Raw genomic sequence first — 15,292 nt, 5'->3', positions numbered from 1 at the left:
CGTCTGCGGGTTCGTTGCGGCTGGTCACGCCCACGCGGCGGAGCCGCAAGTCGATACAGCCCCGCGCCCCTAGGCCAACCGCACTACCGCTCGTACAGAGTCCACGTCGGTCAACTCCTCTCGCCGCACGATCAGTTCGCGGCCGATCAACAGTGCCCTGCGTGATGCCTCCACCGGGTCCGCCAGCGTCGTCAGGTCCGTCAGGTGGGCGAAGCCGATGATCCTGCGGATGATCTCCGTGCCCGCGTAGCCGAGGGATTCCGTCCAGACCCGGCGCAGGAAGCGGTCCAGGTAGGCGTCGTCGAAGAAGGTGTCGACGCGGGTCGGCCACAGGCGGCGGAACTCCTTCTCGAACGCCTCCCAGGACAGGCGGAGCTGGTCGGCGTGGTCGCTCAACGTGCCGACTGTGCGGGCCCGTTCCTCCGAGACGAGGGCGTTGGCCCAGTAGAGGCCGAGGTCGAAGCCGATGGGTCCGACGAAGGAGAACTCGGGGTCGAACACCCGGACCACGGGGGCGCCTTCGCGTTCGCCGACCATGATGCTGCCGGTGTGGAGGTCGCCGTGCAGGAGGGCCTGGGCGCTGGTCATGAACCGGTGCCTGAGGTCGGCGACCTCCGTGCGGAGCTCGGTGTCGGCGCGGAAGGACACCGCCAGGTCGTCCACGCCCTCGTGCCAGTGGTTGTGCTCGTGCTCGATGTACGGCTCGGACAGCACCACGTCCTCGGTGATCTTGCAGAGCTCCGGGCTCACCGAGGCCGCGATCAGTGCCTTGCGTTCGGCTGACGGCATGCCGAAGTCACTGGTGGCGAAGGAGAGTTGGGCGACCAGTTCGCCGACCCGGGCCGAGGTGTGGGGGCCGTACGACGCCCCCTCGTTCAGGAGGGTGCGCAGGACCTCCAGGTCCGACATGTCCTCCATGACGAGCGCGTAGTTCTCGGGGTCGTAGCCGTGGATCGCGGGGATCTTGTCGGGCGCGACCTTCCCGATCTGCTCGTAGGCGCGGGCCTCGGCGTCGGCGCGGTCCGGGTTCATCGGCCAGGAGGGGCCGGCCACCCGCACCCAGGGCAGCGCCTGCTTGACGGCGAGGCTGCGGGTGCCGTCGGCCGCGGCCGAGGTGGCGAGGAAGACGCGGTTCATGTTGCCGTCGGAGACCTCGCGGACCTCCGGGTCCACCACGCCGTCCCAGTGGCCGTGCTCGCGCAGGTACGCCGGGATGTCCTCGGTCTCCAGGATGCGGTAACCCATCGTGAACTCCCCTATGCGGTGCGGCGCTTGGACAACGTAAAGCTGAAGACCAGGGCGAGGATGAGGACCGCGCCCTCGACCACGTCCTGGGTGTAGTACGGCAGGCCCTTGATGGTCAGGCCGGTGGTGATGATGCCGATGAGCACCGCGCCGAGGGCCGTGCCCCAGACGTTCGGACGGCCCCGGCCGAGGACCGAGGTGCCGACCAGTGCCACCGCGACCGCCTCCAGGAGCTGGGAGGTGCCGGCGGAGACATCGCCCTGGCCGATGCGGGACGCGAGGATCAGGCCGCCGATCGAGGCGAGGACGCCGGAGAGGACGTAGGCGAGGGCCCGGTACGCGCCCACCCGGATGCCCGCCAGCCTGGACGCCTCGGGGTTGGCGCCGATCGCGTAGAGCACGCGGCCCCAGCGGGTGCGGGCCAGGAAGACCCAGGCGGCGACGGTCAGGCCGCCGAAGATGAGGACCGAGACGGGGATGCCGAGGACCGTGCCGCGGTCGATCTTCAAAAACCCGGCGGTGAACTTTCCGGGGGCGGTGGAACCGTCGTCCATCGTCATGCCCGGGGTGATCGACTGGCCGTCGACCAGGATCAGCTTGCTGCCCTGGATGACGAACATGGTGCCGAGGGTGGCGAGCATGTCGGGGATCTTCAGTACGACGATCAGGAGCGCGTTGAGCAGGCCCGCGAGGGCGCCCGCCGCGAGCACCGCGATGATCGCGACCGTGCCGACCTGGTTGAAGACGACCATGGTCTGGGCGGCGACCGAGACACCGAGGCCGGCGACCGCGCCGACGGACATGTCCATTCCGCCGACGGCCATGGTGAGGGTGACGCCGAGGCCGAGGATCGCGGCGACGGAGACATAGCGGAGGGTGTCGAGGAGGGTCGCCGACTCGCGGAAGGAGCCCTCGCTCAGCGCGAAGTACAGGAACAGCACGACGGTGACGAAGATGAAGCCGTACTTGATGACGGCGTTCTGGACGCGGACGGCCGTGCCTGCGGTGGGCGGGGTCACCGTCTTCACCGGGGCGCTCTGGGTTGTGGTCATGGCGAACTACCTCAAGTGGGCCGGGGTCACACGGACGCCGAGATGGTCTGGATGACGCGGTCGCGTTCCGCGTCCTCGCCGTACGCGTCGAGGTGGATCTCACCGGCTGCGAGTACGACGACCCGGTCGGCGATCTCCAGGACCTCGTCGACGTCGGCGGACAGCACGAGGACGGCGGCACCCTCGGCGGCGAGGGTCCTGGCGCGGCGGCCGATGTCCCGGCGGGCGCCGATGTCCACGCCTCGGAACGGTTCGTCCAGGATGAGGACACGGGGTGTCTCGGCGAGCCAGCGGCCGACGACGACCTTCTGCTGGTTGCCCCCGGACAGCTCCTCCACCGTGCTGTGCTCGTCGCGGGCCACGACACCGAGGGCCTCGATGGTGTCGCGGCCGAGAGCGTCCTCCTTCGAGCGCTGGACCAGCCCGGCCTTCGAGAGCGACTTCAGGAACGGCAGCGAGATGTTCTGCGCCAGCGACCAGCCGGGGACCAGCGCGTCGGCGTGCCGGTCCTCGGGAACCAGGTGGATGCCGCCGCGGATGGCGTCGGAGGGCCGCTTCGGCTCGTACGGCTTCCCGTCCAGCTCGACGAAGCCGGTCGCGAAGGGCTCGGCGCCGAACAGGCCGCGGGCCATCTCGGTCTTGCCGGCGCCCAACAGGCCTACGATGCCGGTGACTTCGCCGGTGCGGAGGTCGAGGTCGAGGGGTGCGCGGCCCTCGAAGAGTCGGACGCCCCTGAGTGACAGGATCACGTCACCGGCCCCGTCCCCGTGAGCGACGGGCCGCGCCGTCGTCGCCTCCTGCGCCTGCGCCAGCATCGCGCGCAGGGCTGCGTCCCAGTCGAAGGGTTTGGTCTGGTCCTCGGTGAGACAGCCGTCCCGCAGGACGACCAGCCGGTCGGCGAGGGCGTCGATCTCGCCGAGGCGGTGGGAGACGTAGAGGACTGCGATGCCGTCGTCGCGCATCTTCTCGACGAGCGCGAAGAGGCGTTCGGCCTCGGCGGCGGACAGGGCTGAGGTCGGTTCGTCGAGGATCAGCAGCCGGGGGCGGGTGGCCAGGGCGCGGGCGAGGATGAGCAACTGGCGGTCGGAGATGCCGAGTTCGGTGACGTCCCGCCTGAGGACGGCGTCACTCCAGTCGAGGCCGAGGCCCGCCTGGATCTCGCGGGCGCGGGCCAGCAGCTTGCCGCCGTTGAGGAACGGGTTGCCGCGCGCCTGGGCCAGCTCCTCGAAGACCAGGTTCTCGGCGACCGAGAGACCCGGCACGATGCCCTCACCGATGCGCTGGTGCACGGTCTGGATGCCCAACTGCCGGGCGGCGAGCGGGGACTGGAGCGCCGCGGGCTCCCCGGCGACCCGCACCACTCCCCCGTGGTCGGTGTGCACGCCCGACAGGATCTTGATCAGTGTGGACTTGCCGGCGCCGTTCGCGCCGAGCAGCGCGACCACGCTGCCCGGGGCGATGTCGAGGGTGACGGACTCCAGGACCGTCTTGCCCCCGAAGGCCATGCTGACCTCGCGGAGGGCGACCGCTGGTTCAGTGGGCGACATTCGAGATCCAGTCCGCGGTCGAGACCTGCGACAGGTTCAGCGCGGGAAGCGCCGCCCGCAGCTGGTCCATGTTCTCGATCTTCTTCGCGCGCAGGAAGTCCTGGGTGATGGCCACGGCCGGGAACTCGACCGAGGTCTTGTTCAGCTGACCGGCCAGCTCCAGGGCGGTCGTACGGACGACGGCGGCGCCGACCGCGGACGGGTCGGTGCCCGCCGTGGCGACCCAGGGGCTGTCGGCGGCGGTCATCTGCTGGATGTCGGCGTTGGAGACGTCCGCGCCGAAGACCTTCACCTTGTCCTGGAGCTTCTTGTTCTGGACGGCGAGCACCGTGCCCTTGGCGAGCTCGTCGTAGGGGGCGAAGACGCCGGTCACGTCGGAGTGCTGGGTGAGCGCCGCGGAGACGAGCGGGACGTTGTCGGTGGCGGTGGAGTCGGTGACCTTGCCGACCTTGAACTGCTGCTTCCAGCCCTGCGCGGCGAGTTCCTTCGCCCAAACGGTGTTCCGCTTGTCGAGGGCGGCGTACCCGGCGACGTTGACGTAGCCGACCTTGGCGTTCTTGCCGAGGTCCTTGGACATCACGTCGAGCACCGCCTGGGCCATGCTGGCGTCGTCCTGCTCGGTGCTCACCACGCCCTTGGTGGAGGTCTCGACGTCGTAGACGACGACCTTGATGCCCTTCTTCACGGCCTTGTCGATCTCCGGCTGGATCGTCGCCGGGAAGCCGTGGTCGATGATGATCGCCTTGGCACCGGAGTTGATCGCCGAGGACAGGTCGGTGGCCTGCTTGGCGTTGTCGGCCTGGGCGTCGTACACCGTCAGATCGATGCCGAGGGCCTTGGCCTGGGCCTTGGCGCCGTTGCCCCACTGCTCGAAGTAGTCGCCGGCGCCGCTCTGCCGAACCAGGGCCACCTTGACCGCGCCCGCGCTGAAGGGGGCCGGCTTCTTGCCGGTGGCGGCGGAGGCCGAGGCGGCGGTGTCGCCGGTGTTCTTGGACGCGTCCGTGGACTGCGAGCAGCCGGAGAGCACGAGGGCGGAGACGGACGCGAGGGAGAGCGCGGCGAGGGGCAGACGGGTGCGGGACATGAGGAGCTCCAGGTGCGGGGTGGTGCGAAGGGATGAAGGGGGTGCTTGGCCCGGAGCAGAGGGAAAGGAATGCGCCACCGCACAGAGGGGAGGCAGGCAGGCCGGGGCTCCGGAAGGGGTCAGCGACAGCTGGCTGTGGTCGACCGGAGCAAGTCCACGTACAGCCGCCGCACGAGCAGCAGCGTCTTCATACGCAGATCATGAGAACGATTTCAGCCACACGTCAAAGATATGGAACCGCTTTCTCATCAGGTGAGACAACGACTACGTCACACCAGGCCCAGGTCACGGCCGGAGTTACCATCGCAGGACCGGCACCCGACCCGGCACAGTGAGGCCCTGATGACGACACCTGGCGCGAAAGCGATGCACATGCCCTGCATGCGCCGCTGTTGCAGCGCGCTGTGTCGCGGCTGACCAACCGCTGCCGCTCACCCCTCACCGCCCCTCTTCCTCCCCCGCCCGTCCGGTGCTTGTCCCGGTATCCGGACTTTCCTTCCAGAGCCCTGGAGTTGCTCCCATGACGCTGCTGACCACCTGGTCCGAGTCCGGCCCCGAGACCCTGCTCCGCCGCACCTCGGACCCCGCCGAGATCGCCGAGGCGCTGAAGCCGCTCGGTGTGCGCTACGAGCAGTGGCCGGTCCGCGAGGACGTCCCGTTCGACGCCGACAGCGAGACCGTGTTCGCCGCCTACGGCCCCGAGATCGACAAGCTGAACGCCGAGGAGGGCTTCACCACCGTCGACGTCCTCGGTCTGCACCCCAGCGACGACCCGGAGTTCCCGGCGAAGGCCAAGGCGGCCCGCGAGAAGTTCCTCCAGGAGCACACCCACGACGACGATGACGAGGTCCGCTTCTTCGTCTCCGGCTCCGGGATCTTCTACCTGCACGTGAACGGCGAGGTGCACGCGGTCTTCTGCGAGAAGGGCGACCTGCTCGGCGTGCCGCGCGGCACCACCCACTGGTTCGACATGGGCACCAACCCCTCCTTCACCGCGATCCGCTTCTTCCACGAGGAGGACGGCTGGATCGGCAACTTCACCGGCTCCACCATCGCCTCCCGCTTCCCGGACTACGACACGATCGCCGCCGGGTACCACGCGTGAGCCTGCACTACGACGTGGACGCCGTGGTGCTCGACATCGAGGGCACCACGAGCGCCACGGGCTTCGTCGTCGACGTGCTCTACCCGTACTCCCGCTCGCGGTTCGCCGCGCTGCTCACCGAACGGTCCGAGAACCCCGAGGTGGCGCGGGCGGTCGCCCAGGTGCGCGAGGAGATCGGCGAGCCGGACGCCGACGCCGGACGCGTCGAGAAGGCCCTGAACGCCTGGCTCGACGAGGACCGCAAGGCGACCCCGCTGAAGACCCTCCAGGGCCTCATCTGGTCGGAGGGCTTCGCCCGCGGCGACCTCGTCTCGCACTTCTACGACGACGTCGTACCGGAGTTGCGCGCCTGGCACGCGGAGGGCCTACGGCTCTACGTCTACTCGTCCGGGTCCGTCGCCGCGCAGCGGGCGTGGTTCACCAACAGCCCTGCGGGCGACCTCACTCCACTGGTCTCCGGGCTCTACGACACCGAGAACGCCGGGCCCAAGCAGGAGGCGGAGTCGTACCGCCGTATCGCCTCGGCGACCGGCATCGCCCCGGACCGCCTGTTGTTCCTCTCCGACCGCCCCGGTGAGCTGGACGCGGCCCGCGAGGCCGGCTGGCAGGCCGTCGGGATTCGGCGGCCCGGGGAGCCGTACTACGAGCAAGGTGTCGGCGACCACGCCGCGGCGGGGACGTTCGACGAGATCACCATTTCAAGGAGCACTTCGTGACCACCGACATCAGCGCACTCGACCTGGAGGAGGCGGGGGCGGTGCTCGCCGCCGAGTCCGCCCGCTTCGCCTCGTTCGGCTGGATGCGGGGCACCTCCGGGAACCTGTCCGTGGTGCTCTCCCGTGAGCCGCTGCTGCTCGCCGTCACCGCCAGTGGGCACGACAAGGGCGAACTGACGCCCGCGGACGTGGTGTTGGTGGACGGACAAGGAGCGGCCGTACAGGGCGGGAAGCCGTCCGCCGAGGCCGAGCTGCACGCCCGCGTGGCCGCGCTCACCGGAGCCGGTGCCGTGGTCCACGTGCACACCGTCGCCTCGGTGGCCATGGGGAAGCGTGAACCGGGCGGGATCGTCTTCAGCGACCTGGAGATGCTCAAGGGCGTCGGCCAGCCCGCGCACGATGTCGAGGTGACACTGCCGGTCATCGCCAACAGCCAGGACATGAAGGTGCTCGGGGACCGCCTTGAGGAGGCGCGCAACCCGCGGATGCCGGCGGTGGTCGTCGCCGGGCACGGACTGTACGTGTGGGGCGCGGACCCGCGTCAGGCCCGGCATCACACCGAAGTGGTGGAGTGGCTGCTGGAGTTGGAGCTCACGGGCCGCTGAGACGGTGAGAGGGGCCCCGGGCAGGGGGTCCCCTCTTTTTTGCAGTGGGCGGCTACTTCAGCCGGTCGCCCGGGAGTTCGCCCACCGAGACCTCCAGCACGCCCCGCTCGGTCACCAGGCCGGTCACCAGGCGCCCCGGTGTCACGTCGAACGCCGGATTGTGCCCCCGCGACTGAGCCGGAGCCGTCCGCACCCCCGCCCACTCCAACACCTCGGACTCGCCCCGGAGTTCGATGTGGATGTCGTCGCCCGTCTTGGTCGAGAGGTCGACCGTCGTGGTCGGTGCCGCGACCAGGAAGGGGATGCCCGCGTCGGCGCAGGCGAGGGCGACGCCCACCGTGCCCACCTTGTTCGCCGTGTCACCGTTCGCCGCGATGCGGTCCGCGCCGACGATCGCCGCGTCGACCTCGCCGCGCAGGATCGTGCCGGCGGCGGCCCCGTCCGCCTGGACGTAGTGCGGGATGCCCTCCTGGACCAACTCCCAGGCGGTGAGCCGGGATCCCTGGAGCAGAGGGCGCGTCTCGTCGGCGTAGACGACCTCCAGGCGCCCGCGCGCGTGGAGTTCACGGATGACGCCGAGGGCGGTGCCCCATCCGGCCGTCGCCAGCGCCCCGGTGTTGCAGTGCGTCAGGATCCTCAACGGCCGGTCCAGGCCTACCTTTTCGAGCAGCCAGTCGGCTCCGAAGGCGCCCATCGCCCGGTTCGCCTCGACGTCCTCGCGCTGGACCGCGGCGGCCTCTTCGAGCACCGCGCCCAGCCCCTCCTCGAAGCGGGTCATCACCCGGTCCACGCACACCATGAGGTTGACGGCGGTGGGCCGGGCCTCGCGGACACGGGCGACGGCCGCGCGCACCTCGGCCTCCGACCACCCCTCCCGCTCCCCCTCGATCAGCGCGAGGGCGACTCCGTAACCCCCCGCCGCGCCGATCGCGGGCGCACCCCGCACCACGAGACGCTGGATCGCGTCGACCAGAGTGTCCACATCGCGGACATCCACCGTCTCGGTGCGGTGCGGCAGCAGCGTCTGGTCTATGAGCGCGAGGCCGGATCCGGTCCATTCGACGGCGCGCAGTTCCTGGGGCATTTCGGGACACTCCTGATGTTCCGGTGGGTCTCGCCACCGTACATGACCTGGGCGAACCATAGTTCGAGACAGTCGGGCGGCTGTCTGGAAACGGGTGTTAAAGTCCAGCACCCAGTCCGCAGACCGAGACGAAGGAGGAAGCCCGTGCTGCTGACCAAGCGCCGTTTCCTCGACTTCGGCCGGTGTGCCGGCGACGGCTGTCGACGCTGAGCCTTCCTCCACCGCCCGTCGCGCCTTCTCCCTCACCCGCTCACCGCCGAGCGTGGTCCTCGCCGTACCCCCGGAAGGTCCCCGATGTTCCGCAGAAACCGCCGTACCCTTCAGGCCGTCGCCGCCACCGCGCTCCTGGTCACCGCCGCCACGGCCTGCAACGCCGCCGCCAAGAACGACGCCTCCAACAGCGCGAGCGGGGGCAGCGGCCCGTCGTTCACCCTGGTCACGCCGGATGCCGTGGGGCAGAACGAGTTCCTGAAGCTCGCCGTCACCGGCATCAAGGACGCGGCGAAGCAGCACGACGGGACGCAGAAGGTCTACGAGTCCACGGACACCGCCTCCCAGCAGCAGAACGTGCAGGCCGCGGTGGACGCGAAGCCGGACGTCATCGTGCTGGTCGGCTTCGAGTTCGCCGACCTCGTGGCGCAGCAGGCGCAGAAGAACCCGAAGCAGCAGTTCCTGATCATCGACGCGTGCACGAGCAAGACGTACAAGAACGTCAGTTGCGCGGTCTTCCGCGAGCACGAGGGTGTCTACCTCGCGGGCGCGGAGGCGGGCCTGCTCAGCAAGTCGGGCAAGGTCGGCGCGGTCGACGTCCTCGACACCCCCCAGTTCCGCCGCTACAGCGACCCGTTCGCGGCCGGTGCCAAGAAGGTCGCGCCGAAGACCGCCACGGGCACCCGCTTCGTCGGCGGTCAGTCCCCCTTCGACGACTCGGCCCGCGCCAAGGAGCAGGCGAGCACCCTGCTCTCCCAGGGCTACGACCAGATCATGGCGGCCGCCGCGGCCGGCAACTACGGCGTCTTCGAGGCCGCGAAGGCCAAGGGCGCCTACGCGTACGGCGTCGACGTCAACCAGTGCCCCTCGGCGCCCGGCACGGTCGTCGACAACGTGATCAAGCGCACCGACGTCGCCGTGGCGAAGGGCATCGAGTCGGTCCTGGCCGGCACGACGGGCACGACCGTGTCGTACGGACTCAAGGAGGGCGGCATCAGCCTCACCGGGCTGGAGGCCGGCGTCGACTCCTCGAAGTGCGTGATCGCCGACCACAAGGACGTCCTCGCCAAGGTGAAGGAACTGCGCGACCAGATCGTCGCGGGGAAGCTGACGGTCGATGACCCCGCCGCAGGCTGAGCCCCCGGCGGCGGTCGAACTCCGGGGAATCACCAAGCGGTTCCCCGGGACGCTCGCCAACGACCGCGTCGACCTGACCGTCCGCCCCGGCGAGATCCACGCCCTCATGGGGGAGAACGGCGCCGGGAAGTCCACGCTCATGTCGGTCCTCTACGGCATGGAACGTCCGGATGCCGGGACGATCCGTGTCGACGGGCGGACCGTCGCCTCCGGTTTCGCCAGCCCGTCCGAGGCCATGGCCGCCGGGCTCGGCATGGTCCACCAGAGCTTCAAGCTCTTCGACTCGCTGACGGTCGCCGAGAACATCGTCTACGCCGCCGAGCCGCGCCGCTTCGGCCTGGTGGACCGGGCCGCCGCCCGTCGCCGGGTGCGGGAGCTCGCCGAGGAGCACGGTCTGGCCGTCGACCCGGACGCCCGCGTCGGCGACCTGCCCGTGGGCCTGCGCCAGCGCGTCGAGATCCTGAAGCTGCTGCACCGCGGCGCCCGGACGCTGATCCTCGACGAGCCGACGGCGGTCCTCACCCCCGCCGAGGCCGACGCCCTGTTCGCGGTCCTCAAATCACTGGCCGCGCAGGGCCGTACGGTGATCCTGGTCACGCACAAGCTGCGCGAGGTGCTGGAGGGCAGCGACAACGTCACCGTCCTGCGGGACGGCCGGGTTGTGGCCCGTCTGGTCACCGCCGAGACCTCCGCCGACGAGATCGCCGCCGCCATGACGGGCCGCGCGGTCGCGTTGGACCGCGTCCACGCCCCGGGCACGCCGGGCGAGGTGGTGCTCGACGCGACAGGCGTCTCCACCGACTCCGTGCACGACATCACGCTCGCCGTCCGTGCGGGGGAGATCGTCGGCATCGCGGGCGTCGCCGGCAACGGACAGAGCGAGCTGGTCCAGGCGCTGGCCGGGCTGCGGCAGCTCTCCGCGGGCCGCGTGACGCTGAAGGGGCAGGACATCACGCACGCCTCCGCCACCGAGCGGCGTCTGAGGGGCCTGGCGTACGTCCCCGAGGACCGGCACGCGGTCGGTACGGCCCCGGCCGCGTCCGTGGCCGACAACCTCGCGATGGGACACCACCGTACGTCCCTGTCGCACCGCGGCCTGCTGCCCCCGGCGTCCGTGCGGGCACACGCGCGGCGGCTGATCGAGCGCTTCGGCATCAAGGCGTCCACACCCGATGTGACCGCCTCCGCGCTCTCCGGCGGCAACCTCCAGAAGCTGCTGATCGGCCGCGAACTCGCCCACGAGGCCCCGCTGTTGCTCGTCGAGCAGCCCACACGCGGAGTCGACATCGGCGCGATCCAGAACATCCACGACCAGCTGATCGCCTACCGCGACGCCGGTCACGCCGTCCTCCTCGTCTCGGCCGAGCTGAGCGAGATCCGGGGGCTCGCGGACCGGGTCCTGGTGATGTACGAGGGCCGGATCACGGCGACGTACGACAAGACCGAGGCGGACGAACGGACGCTGGGGCTCGCGATGGCGGGCGGTACGAGCGAACGAGTGGAAGCCGCCGACTGACATGAACCAAGAACGCATCCAACGAGCCCTGCGCTCCCCCGTCACCTTTCCCGTGCTCGCGGGCGTCCTCATCGGCGCGCTCTTCCTCGTCGGCACCGGCGCGGACCCGGTCACGGCGTACGAGGCCGTCCTGACCGGCTCGCTCGGCGCGGACGGCATCGGCTCCACCCTGTCCACCGGCACCAGCGTGCTCGGCATGGCGCTCGCCCTGGCGATCCCGCTGCGGGCCGGGCTGATCAACCTCGGCGGCGACGGGCAGCTGGTGCTCGGCGGGATCACCGCGGCCGTCACCGGCCTGTACGCGCCGCTGCCCGCACCCCTGACCGTCCTCCTGGCCCTCCTCGCGGGCATGGCGGCCGGCGCCGGGTACGCGGCCCTGGCCGCCCTGTGCGAGAACCACCTCGGCGTCCCGCTGCTGGTCAGCAGTCTGCTGCTGAGCTATCCGGCGGTCTCGCTCGCCTCCTACCTGGCCCGTTACCCGCTCAAGGAGCCCGGCTCCAGCCTCCCGCAGACCCGGGTGCTGCCGGACGGGGTGGCCCTGCCCGCGTTCGGCGACTCGACGGTCACGGTAGGCCTGCTGCTGGTCGTCCTCGCCGCGGCCGCCTACTGGTTCACGGACAAGCGGACTGCCATCGGGTACGAGATCCGCATGACCGGCCTCAACTCCCGCTTCTCCGCGTACGCCGGTGTCGAACGCCGGGGCCTGACACTGAAGTTGATGTCGGTCTCCGGGGCGCTCGCCGGACTCGTGGGCGCGATCGGGGTGTTGAGCTTCCCCTACCGCTTCGTCGACGGCTCGCTCACCGCGCCCGGCTACACCTGGACGGGACTCACGGCCGCGCTGCTGGCGACTGCGGCCCCGATCGGCACGGTGATCTCGTCGTTCTTATTCGCGGTCCTCCAGGTCGGCGGCCTCGCGATGGAGCGCACGACGGAGGTCCCGCGCGAGCTCACTCAGGTGCTCCAGGCCATCGTGATCGTGTTTCTGGCGGCCCGACTGCGGTTCCCCGGACGGTGGTTGCCCGGCCGTCGGCTCAACCGCCGCAAGGAGGCGGTGTGATGTTCCTCGACTCCGATCTGCTGATGTCGGCGCTGCGCGCGCTCACCCCGATCCTGCTGGCCGCGCTCGGCGGCGCGATCTGCGAACGGGCGGGCGTCTTCAACATCGGCCTCGAAGGCATGATGCTGATGGGCTGCTTCACCTCGGTCGCGACCAGCTGGTTCACCGGCAGCGCCTGGCTCGGCGTCCTGGCGGCGGCCCTCGCAGCGGCCGCGTACTCGCTGATCCTGGCCGTGGGCGCGGTGACCCTGCGCGGGGACGCGGTCGTTCTGGGCGTGGCCATGAATCTCCTGGCCGTCGGCCTGACCGGCTTCCTCCTGCGTACGGTCTTCGGTGTGCAGGGCAGTTTTGACGATCCGTCACTGTCCGGGCTGCCGTTGGTCGGTGGCTTCACCCCGCTCACCTATCTGTCGTGGGCGGCGGTCGCCGTGGCCGCGGTACTGCTCTCGCGGCACGTGTGGGGGCTCAGGCTGCGCGGGGTCGGCGAGGCCCCGGACGCGGCGGCAACGCTGGGGGTGAGCCCGGCGAGGTACAAGTACGCGGCCATCCTGGTCTCCGGAATCCTGTGCGGGCTCGCCGGGGCCCAACTCGCCCTCGGCAACGTCACCTTGTTCACCGAGAACATGACGGCGGGCCGCGGCTGGATCGCCGTCGTCGCGGTCATGCTCGGCCGCGCCGCCCCGGTCGGCGTGCTGCTCGCCGCGCTGCTGTTCGGGCTCGCCGAGGCGGCCGGCTTCCGCCTCCAGGGCCTCGGCCTGCCCCAGCAGGCGACCGACGCCGCGCCCTACGTCGTCACGCTCGCCGCCCTCTTCCTCACGACGGCCCGCCGCCGTCGCCGTATCCGCCCCTCCGGAGCCGCCTCATGAGCCAGGACCTGCTGCCCGTCACCCGCATACCCCGCACCGGTCTCCCCGCGCACGCGGTCGTGGTCGGCGACCCGGCGCGCGCGGCCGCCGTCGCAGCGCTCCTCGACGGCGCCGAGGAGGTGTCGTACCACCGCGAATACCGTGTGTTCAGCGGGAGTTGGAAGGGCGTGCCGGTCACCGTCGCCTCGCACGGGGTGGGCGGTCCCGGTGCGATCCTGCTGTTCCAGGAGCTGGCGGACGCGGGGATCCGCACGATCCTGCGGTTCGGTACGGCGGGCGCGATGAAGCCCGGCATCGGCGACGGCGACCTTGTCATCGCGGAGGCGGCCGTACGCGACGACGGGGTGACCCAGCAGCTGCTGCCGCCCGAGTACCCGGCGGTTTCGGCACCCGAGGCGGTCCTCGCGCTCCAGCGCGCGGCCCGCGAGACGGGAGCGCCGCACCACCGGGGCATCGTCTGGACCCGGGCCGCCTTCCAACCCGGACTCCTGCCGCTCTTCTCCTACGACGGTGCCGGGCTCGCGGCGATCGAGATGGAGCTGTCCGCGCTGCTGGTGACCGCCTCGCTGCGGGGACTGGTCGCGGGTGGCGTGCTCGTCGTCGACGGGGCGAACGCGGACGAACTGGTCGACGAGGAAGGCGCCAGCGTCTACGACCCGCACCGCGAGGTCGTCGCGGCCGGAGTCGAGCGGGGCGCGGTGGTCTCGCTGGAGGCGCTGCGGCTGCTCGCGGAGGGGAACGCGCTGTGAACATCGACCTGTTGGTGCACGGTGGTGCCGTCCTGACGGTCGACGAGGCGGGAACCGTGGTGCACGACGGTGCCGTCGCCGTGCACGAGGGCGAGATCGTGGCCGTCGGTCAGGCGGAAGAGCTTTGTACCCGGTTCGCAGCCGAGGAGTCGCTTGACGCCACGGGCTGCCTCGTCCTGCCCGGCCTGATCAACACCCACACCCACCTCGCGATGACCCTGCTGCGCGGCCGCGCCGACGACGTGACCCTCCAGCAGTTCCTGGAGCGGGTGCTGCCCGCGGAGGCCGAGCTGCTCGCGCCGAAGAACGTGGCTGCGGCCGTGCGGCTGGCGATCGCCGAGAGCGTCCGGGCCGGGGTGACGTCGGCGCTCGACATGTACTGGTTCCACGAGGCGGCCGAGCGGGCGGCCCGGGAGGCGGGCTGGCGGCTGCACTCCGGGCCCACCTTCATGGACGTGCCGGAGCCGCCCGACGGCCGCGCGTACGAGGAGCGGCTCGGGTGGGCCCGGCAGGACCTCCAGGCGCGAGGTCCGGCCCGGCACGGCCGCCGTCCGGTCGTCTTCGCGCACTCCGCATACACCCTCTCCCCCGACCAGCTCACCGAGATCGCCGCCCTGGCCCGGGAGTTCGGGGCGCTGCTGCACATCCACGCGGCCGAGAACGCCACCGAGGTCGCCACGGTCGAGGTGCGGTACGGCAAACGGCCGGTCGAACTGCTGGCCTCGCTCGGCGTGCTCGGCCCGGACCTGCTGCTCGCGCACGCCGTCGACCTCACCGGGCCCGAGATAGCGGCGCTGGCCCGCACCGGAACCTCGGTCGCCCACTGTCCGGTCTCGAACCTGAAGCTGGGCTGCGGGATCGCGCCGGTGCCGCGGCTGCTGGGCGCCGGGGTGACCGTCGGGCTCGGCACGGACGGGGCCGTCAGCTCCAACTCGCTGGACGTGCTCGGGGCCGTACGGCAGGCGGCGCTGGTGCACAAGGCGGACGGCGACCCGACGGCCGTCGGTGCCGAGCGGGCCGTACGCATGGCGACGATCGAGGGCGCGCGGGCGCTGGGCCTCGGGGAGCACCTGGGGTCGCTGGAGGCCGGCAAGCGGGCCGATCTGATCGTCCTGGACCTGAACGCCCCGCATCTGCGGCCGCTGCACGACCCGTGGTCGACGCTGGCGTACGCGGCGCACTCGGCGGACGTACGGGACACCGTCGTGGACGGGCGGGTGCTGATGCGGGACCGTGAGCTGCGCACACTGGACGAGCGGGCCGTGATCGCGGATCTGGAGGCGCTGATCTGAGCAGGCCGCATAATGTGCTGAGAC

The 15,292-nt window shown here is 70.9% G+C and carries 14 protein-coding genes; 9 read left to right on the top strand and 5 right to left on the bottom strand.

The window, feature by feature from the left end:
- Nucleotides 1-69: 69 nt before the first annotated feature.
- From mtnK to AB0D34_RS10565, 4 genes are read right to left on the bottom strand one after another with little or no spacing between them, the layout of a single operon-like run.
- A complete protein-coding gene (gene mtnK / locus AB0D34_RS10580; protein WP_362659556.1) occupies nucleotides 70-1,245 on the bottom strand; it encodes an S-methyl-5-thioribose kinase in 1,176 nt (391 codons plus the stop codon).
- Nucleotides 1,246-1,256: 11 nt separating this feature from the next.
- Nucleotides 1,257-2,297, bottom strand: a complete 1,041-nt coding sequence (locus tag AB0D34_RS10575; RefSeq protein ID WP_362659553.1) for an ABC transporter permease — start codon at nucleotides 2,295-2,297, stop codon at nucleotides 1,257-1,259.
- Nucleotides 2,298-2,323: 26 nt separating this feature from the next.
- Complete coding sequence (locus AB0D34_RS10570; protein ID WP_362659550.1) at nucleotides 2,324-3,844, bottom strand: sugar ABC transporter ATP-binding protein; 1,521 nt, start codon at nucleotides 3,842-3,844, stop codon at nucleotides 2,324-2,326.
- Nucleotides 3,831-4,928, bottom strand: coding sequence for a substrate-binding domain-containing protein (locus AB0D34_RS10565; protein ID WP_362659547.1), 1,098 nt, complete (start codon nucleotides 4,926-4,928; stop codon nucleotides 3,831-3,833). Before AB0D34_RS10565 ends, AB0D34_RS10570 begins: the two co-directional genes overlap by 14 nt.
- A gap of 520 nt (nucleotides 4,929-5,448) precedes the next feature.
- Here AB0D34_RS10565 and AB0D34_RS10560 point away from each other — a divergent pair.
- The 3 genes from AB0D34_RS10560 to mtnB are packed head-to-tail and all read left to right on the top strand — an operon-like array spanning nucleotide 5,449 to nucleotide 7,354.
- Entirely contained in the window at nucleotides 5,449-6,033 is a 585-nt protein-coding gene (locus AB0D34_RS10560) for a cupin (protein WP_362659544.1), read from the top strand.
- Nucleotides 6,030-6,749 (top strand): acireductone synthase, encoded by a 720-nt coding sequence (gene mtnC, locus AB0D34_RS10555; protein WP_362659541.1) that lies wholly within the window; start codon nucleotides 6,030-6,032, stop codon nucleotides 6,747-6,749. Before AB0D34_RS10560 ends, mtnC begins: the two co-directional genes overlap by 4 nt.
- Entirely contained in the window at nucleotides 6,746-7,354 is a 609-nt protein-coding gene (gene mtnB / locus AB0D34_RS10550; protein ID WP_362659538.1) for a methylthioribulose 1-phosphate dehydratase, read from the top strand. Before mtnC ends, mtnB begins: the two co-directional genes overlap by 4 nt.
- A gap of 52 nt (nucleotides 7,355-7,406) precedes the next feature.
- On the opposite strand, the gene mtnA is transcribed toward mtnB, so the two are convergent.
- Nucleotides 7,407-8,438 (bottom strand): S-methyl-5-thioribose-1-phosphate isomerase, encoded by a 1,032-nt coding sequence (gene mtnA, locus AB0D34_RS10545; protein ID WP_362659535.1) that lies wholly within the window; start codon nucleotides 8,436-8,438, stop codon nucleotides 7,407-7,409.
- Nucleotides 8,439-8,732: 294 nt separating this feature from the next.
- Here mtnA and AB0D34_RS10540 point away from each other — a divergent pair, with 294 nt between their 5' ends.
- Genes AB0D34_RS10540 through AB0D34_RS10515 form a run of 6 tightly spaced genes read left to right on the top strand, consistent with a single transcriptional unit; the run spans nucleotide 8,733 to nucleotide 15,268 of the window.
- The gene (locus AB0D34_RS10540) at nucleotides 8,733-9,785 is read left to right on the top strand and encodes a BMP family ABC transporter substrate-binding protein (protein ID WP_362659532.1); all 1,053 of its coding nucleotides are present in this window, start codon (nucleotides 8,733-8,735) and stop codon (nucleotides 9,783-9,785) included.
- The gene (locus AB0D34_RS10535) at nucleotides 9,766-11,301 is read left to right on the top strand and encodes an ABC transporter ATP-binding protein (protein WP_362659529.1); all 1,536 of its coding nucleotides are present in this window, start codon (nucleotides 9,766-9,768) and stop codon (nucleotides 11,299-11,301) included. Before AB0D34_RS10540 ends, AB0D34_RS10535 begins: the two co-directional genes overlap by 20 nt.
- Nucleotide 11,302: 1 nt before the next feature.
- A complete protein-coding gene (locus tag AB0D34_RS10530; protein ID WP_362659526.1) occupies nucleotides 11,303-12,361 on the top strand; it encodes an ABC transporter permease in 1,059 nt (352 codons plus the stop codon).
- A complete protein-coding gene (locus AB0D34_RS10525; protein ID WP_362659524.1) occupies nucleotides 12,361-13,227 on the top strand; it encodes an ABC transporter permease in 867 nt (288 codons plus the stop codon). The genes AB0D34_RS10530 and AB0D34_RS10525 overlap by 1 nt, the downstream gene beginning before the upstream one ends.
- Nucleotides 13,224-13,976 (top strand): nucleoside phosphorylase, encoded by a 753-nt coding sequence (locus AB0D34_RS10520; protein WP_362659521.1) that lies wholly within the window; start codon nucleotides 13,224-13,226, stop codon nucleotides 13,974-13,976. Before AB0D34_RS10525 ends, AB0D34_RS10520 begins: the two co-directional genes overlap by 4 nt.
- The gene (locus AB0D34_RS10515) at nucleotides 13,973-15,268 is read left to right on the top strand and encodes an amidohydrolase (RefSeq protein WP_362659520.1); all 1,296 of its coding nucleotides are present in this window, start codon (nucleotides 13,973-13,975) and stop codon (nucleotides 15,266-15,268) included. The genes AB0D34_RS10520 and AB0D34_RS10515 overlap by 4 nt, the downstream gene beginning before the upstream one ends.
- Nucleotides 15,269-15,292: the final 24 nt, after the last annotated feature.

Source organism: Streptomyces sp. NPDC048420 (assembly GCF_040651535.1).
In the GTDB taxonomy this organism is placed as follows: domain Bacteria; phylum Actinomycetota; class Actinomycetes; order Streptomycetales; family Streptomycetaceae; genus Streptomyces.
This window is presented reverse-complemented; position numbering and strand designations above follow the sequence as displayed.

What these genes read in the sequence shown, in the direction of transcription:
- mtnK (WP_362659556.1), bottom strand. Translation starts at nt 1,245, where the DNA reads ATGGGTTACCGCATCCTGGAGACCGAGGACATCCCGGCGTACCTGCGC.
- AB0D34_RS10575 (WP_362659553.1), bottom strand. Translation starts at nt 2,297, where the DNA reads ATGACCACAACCCAGAGCGCCCCGGTGAAGACGGTGACCCCGCCCACC.
- AB0D34_RS10570 (WP_362659550.1), bottom strand. Translation starts at nt 3,844, where the DNA reads ATGTCGCCCACTGAACCAGCGGTCGCCCTCCGCGAGGTCAGCATGGCC.
- AB0D34_RS10565 (WP_362659547.1), bottom strand. Translation starts at nt 4,928, where the DNA reads ATGTCCCGCACCCGTCTGCCCCTCGCCGCGCTCTCCCTCGCGTCCGTC.
- AB0D34_RS10560 (WP_362659544.1), top strand. Translation starts at nt 5,449, where the DNA reads ATGACGCTGCTGACCACCTGGTCCGAGTCCGGCCCCGAGACCCTGCTC.
- mtnA (WP_362659535.1), bottom strand. Translation starts at nt 8,438, where the DNA reads ATGCCCCAGGAACTGCGCGCCGTCGAATGGACCGGATCCGGCCTCGCG.
- AB0D34_RS10540 (WP_362659532.1), top strand. Translation starts at nt 8,733, where the DNA reads ATGTTCCGCAGAAACCGCCGTACCCTTCAGGCCGTCGCCGCCACCGCG.
- AB0D34_RS10535 (WP_362659529.1), top strand. Translation starts at nt 9,766, where the DNA reads ATGACCCCGCCGCAGGCTGAGCCCCCGGCGGCGGTCGAACTCCGGGGA.
- AB0D34_RS10530 (WP_362659526.1), top strand. Translation starts at nt 11,303, where the DNA reads ATGAACCAAGAACGCATCCAACGAGCCCTGCGCTCCCCCGTCACCTTT.
- AB0D34_RS10525 (WP_362659524.1), top strand. Translation starts at nt 12,361, where the DNA reads ATGTTCCTCGACTCCGATCTGCTGATGTCGGCGCTGCGCGCGCTCACC.
- AB0D34_RS10520 (WP_362659521.1), top strand. Translation starts at nt 13,224, where the DNA reads ATGAGCCAGGACCTGCTGCCCGTCACCCGCATACCCCGCACCGGTCTC.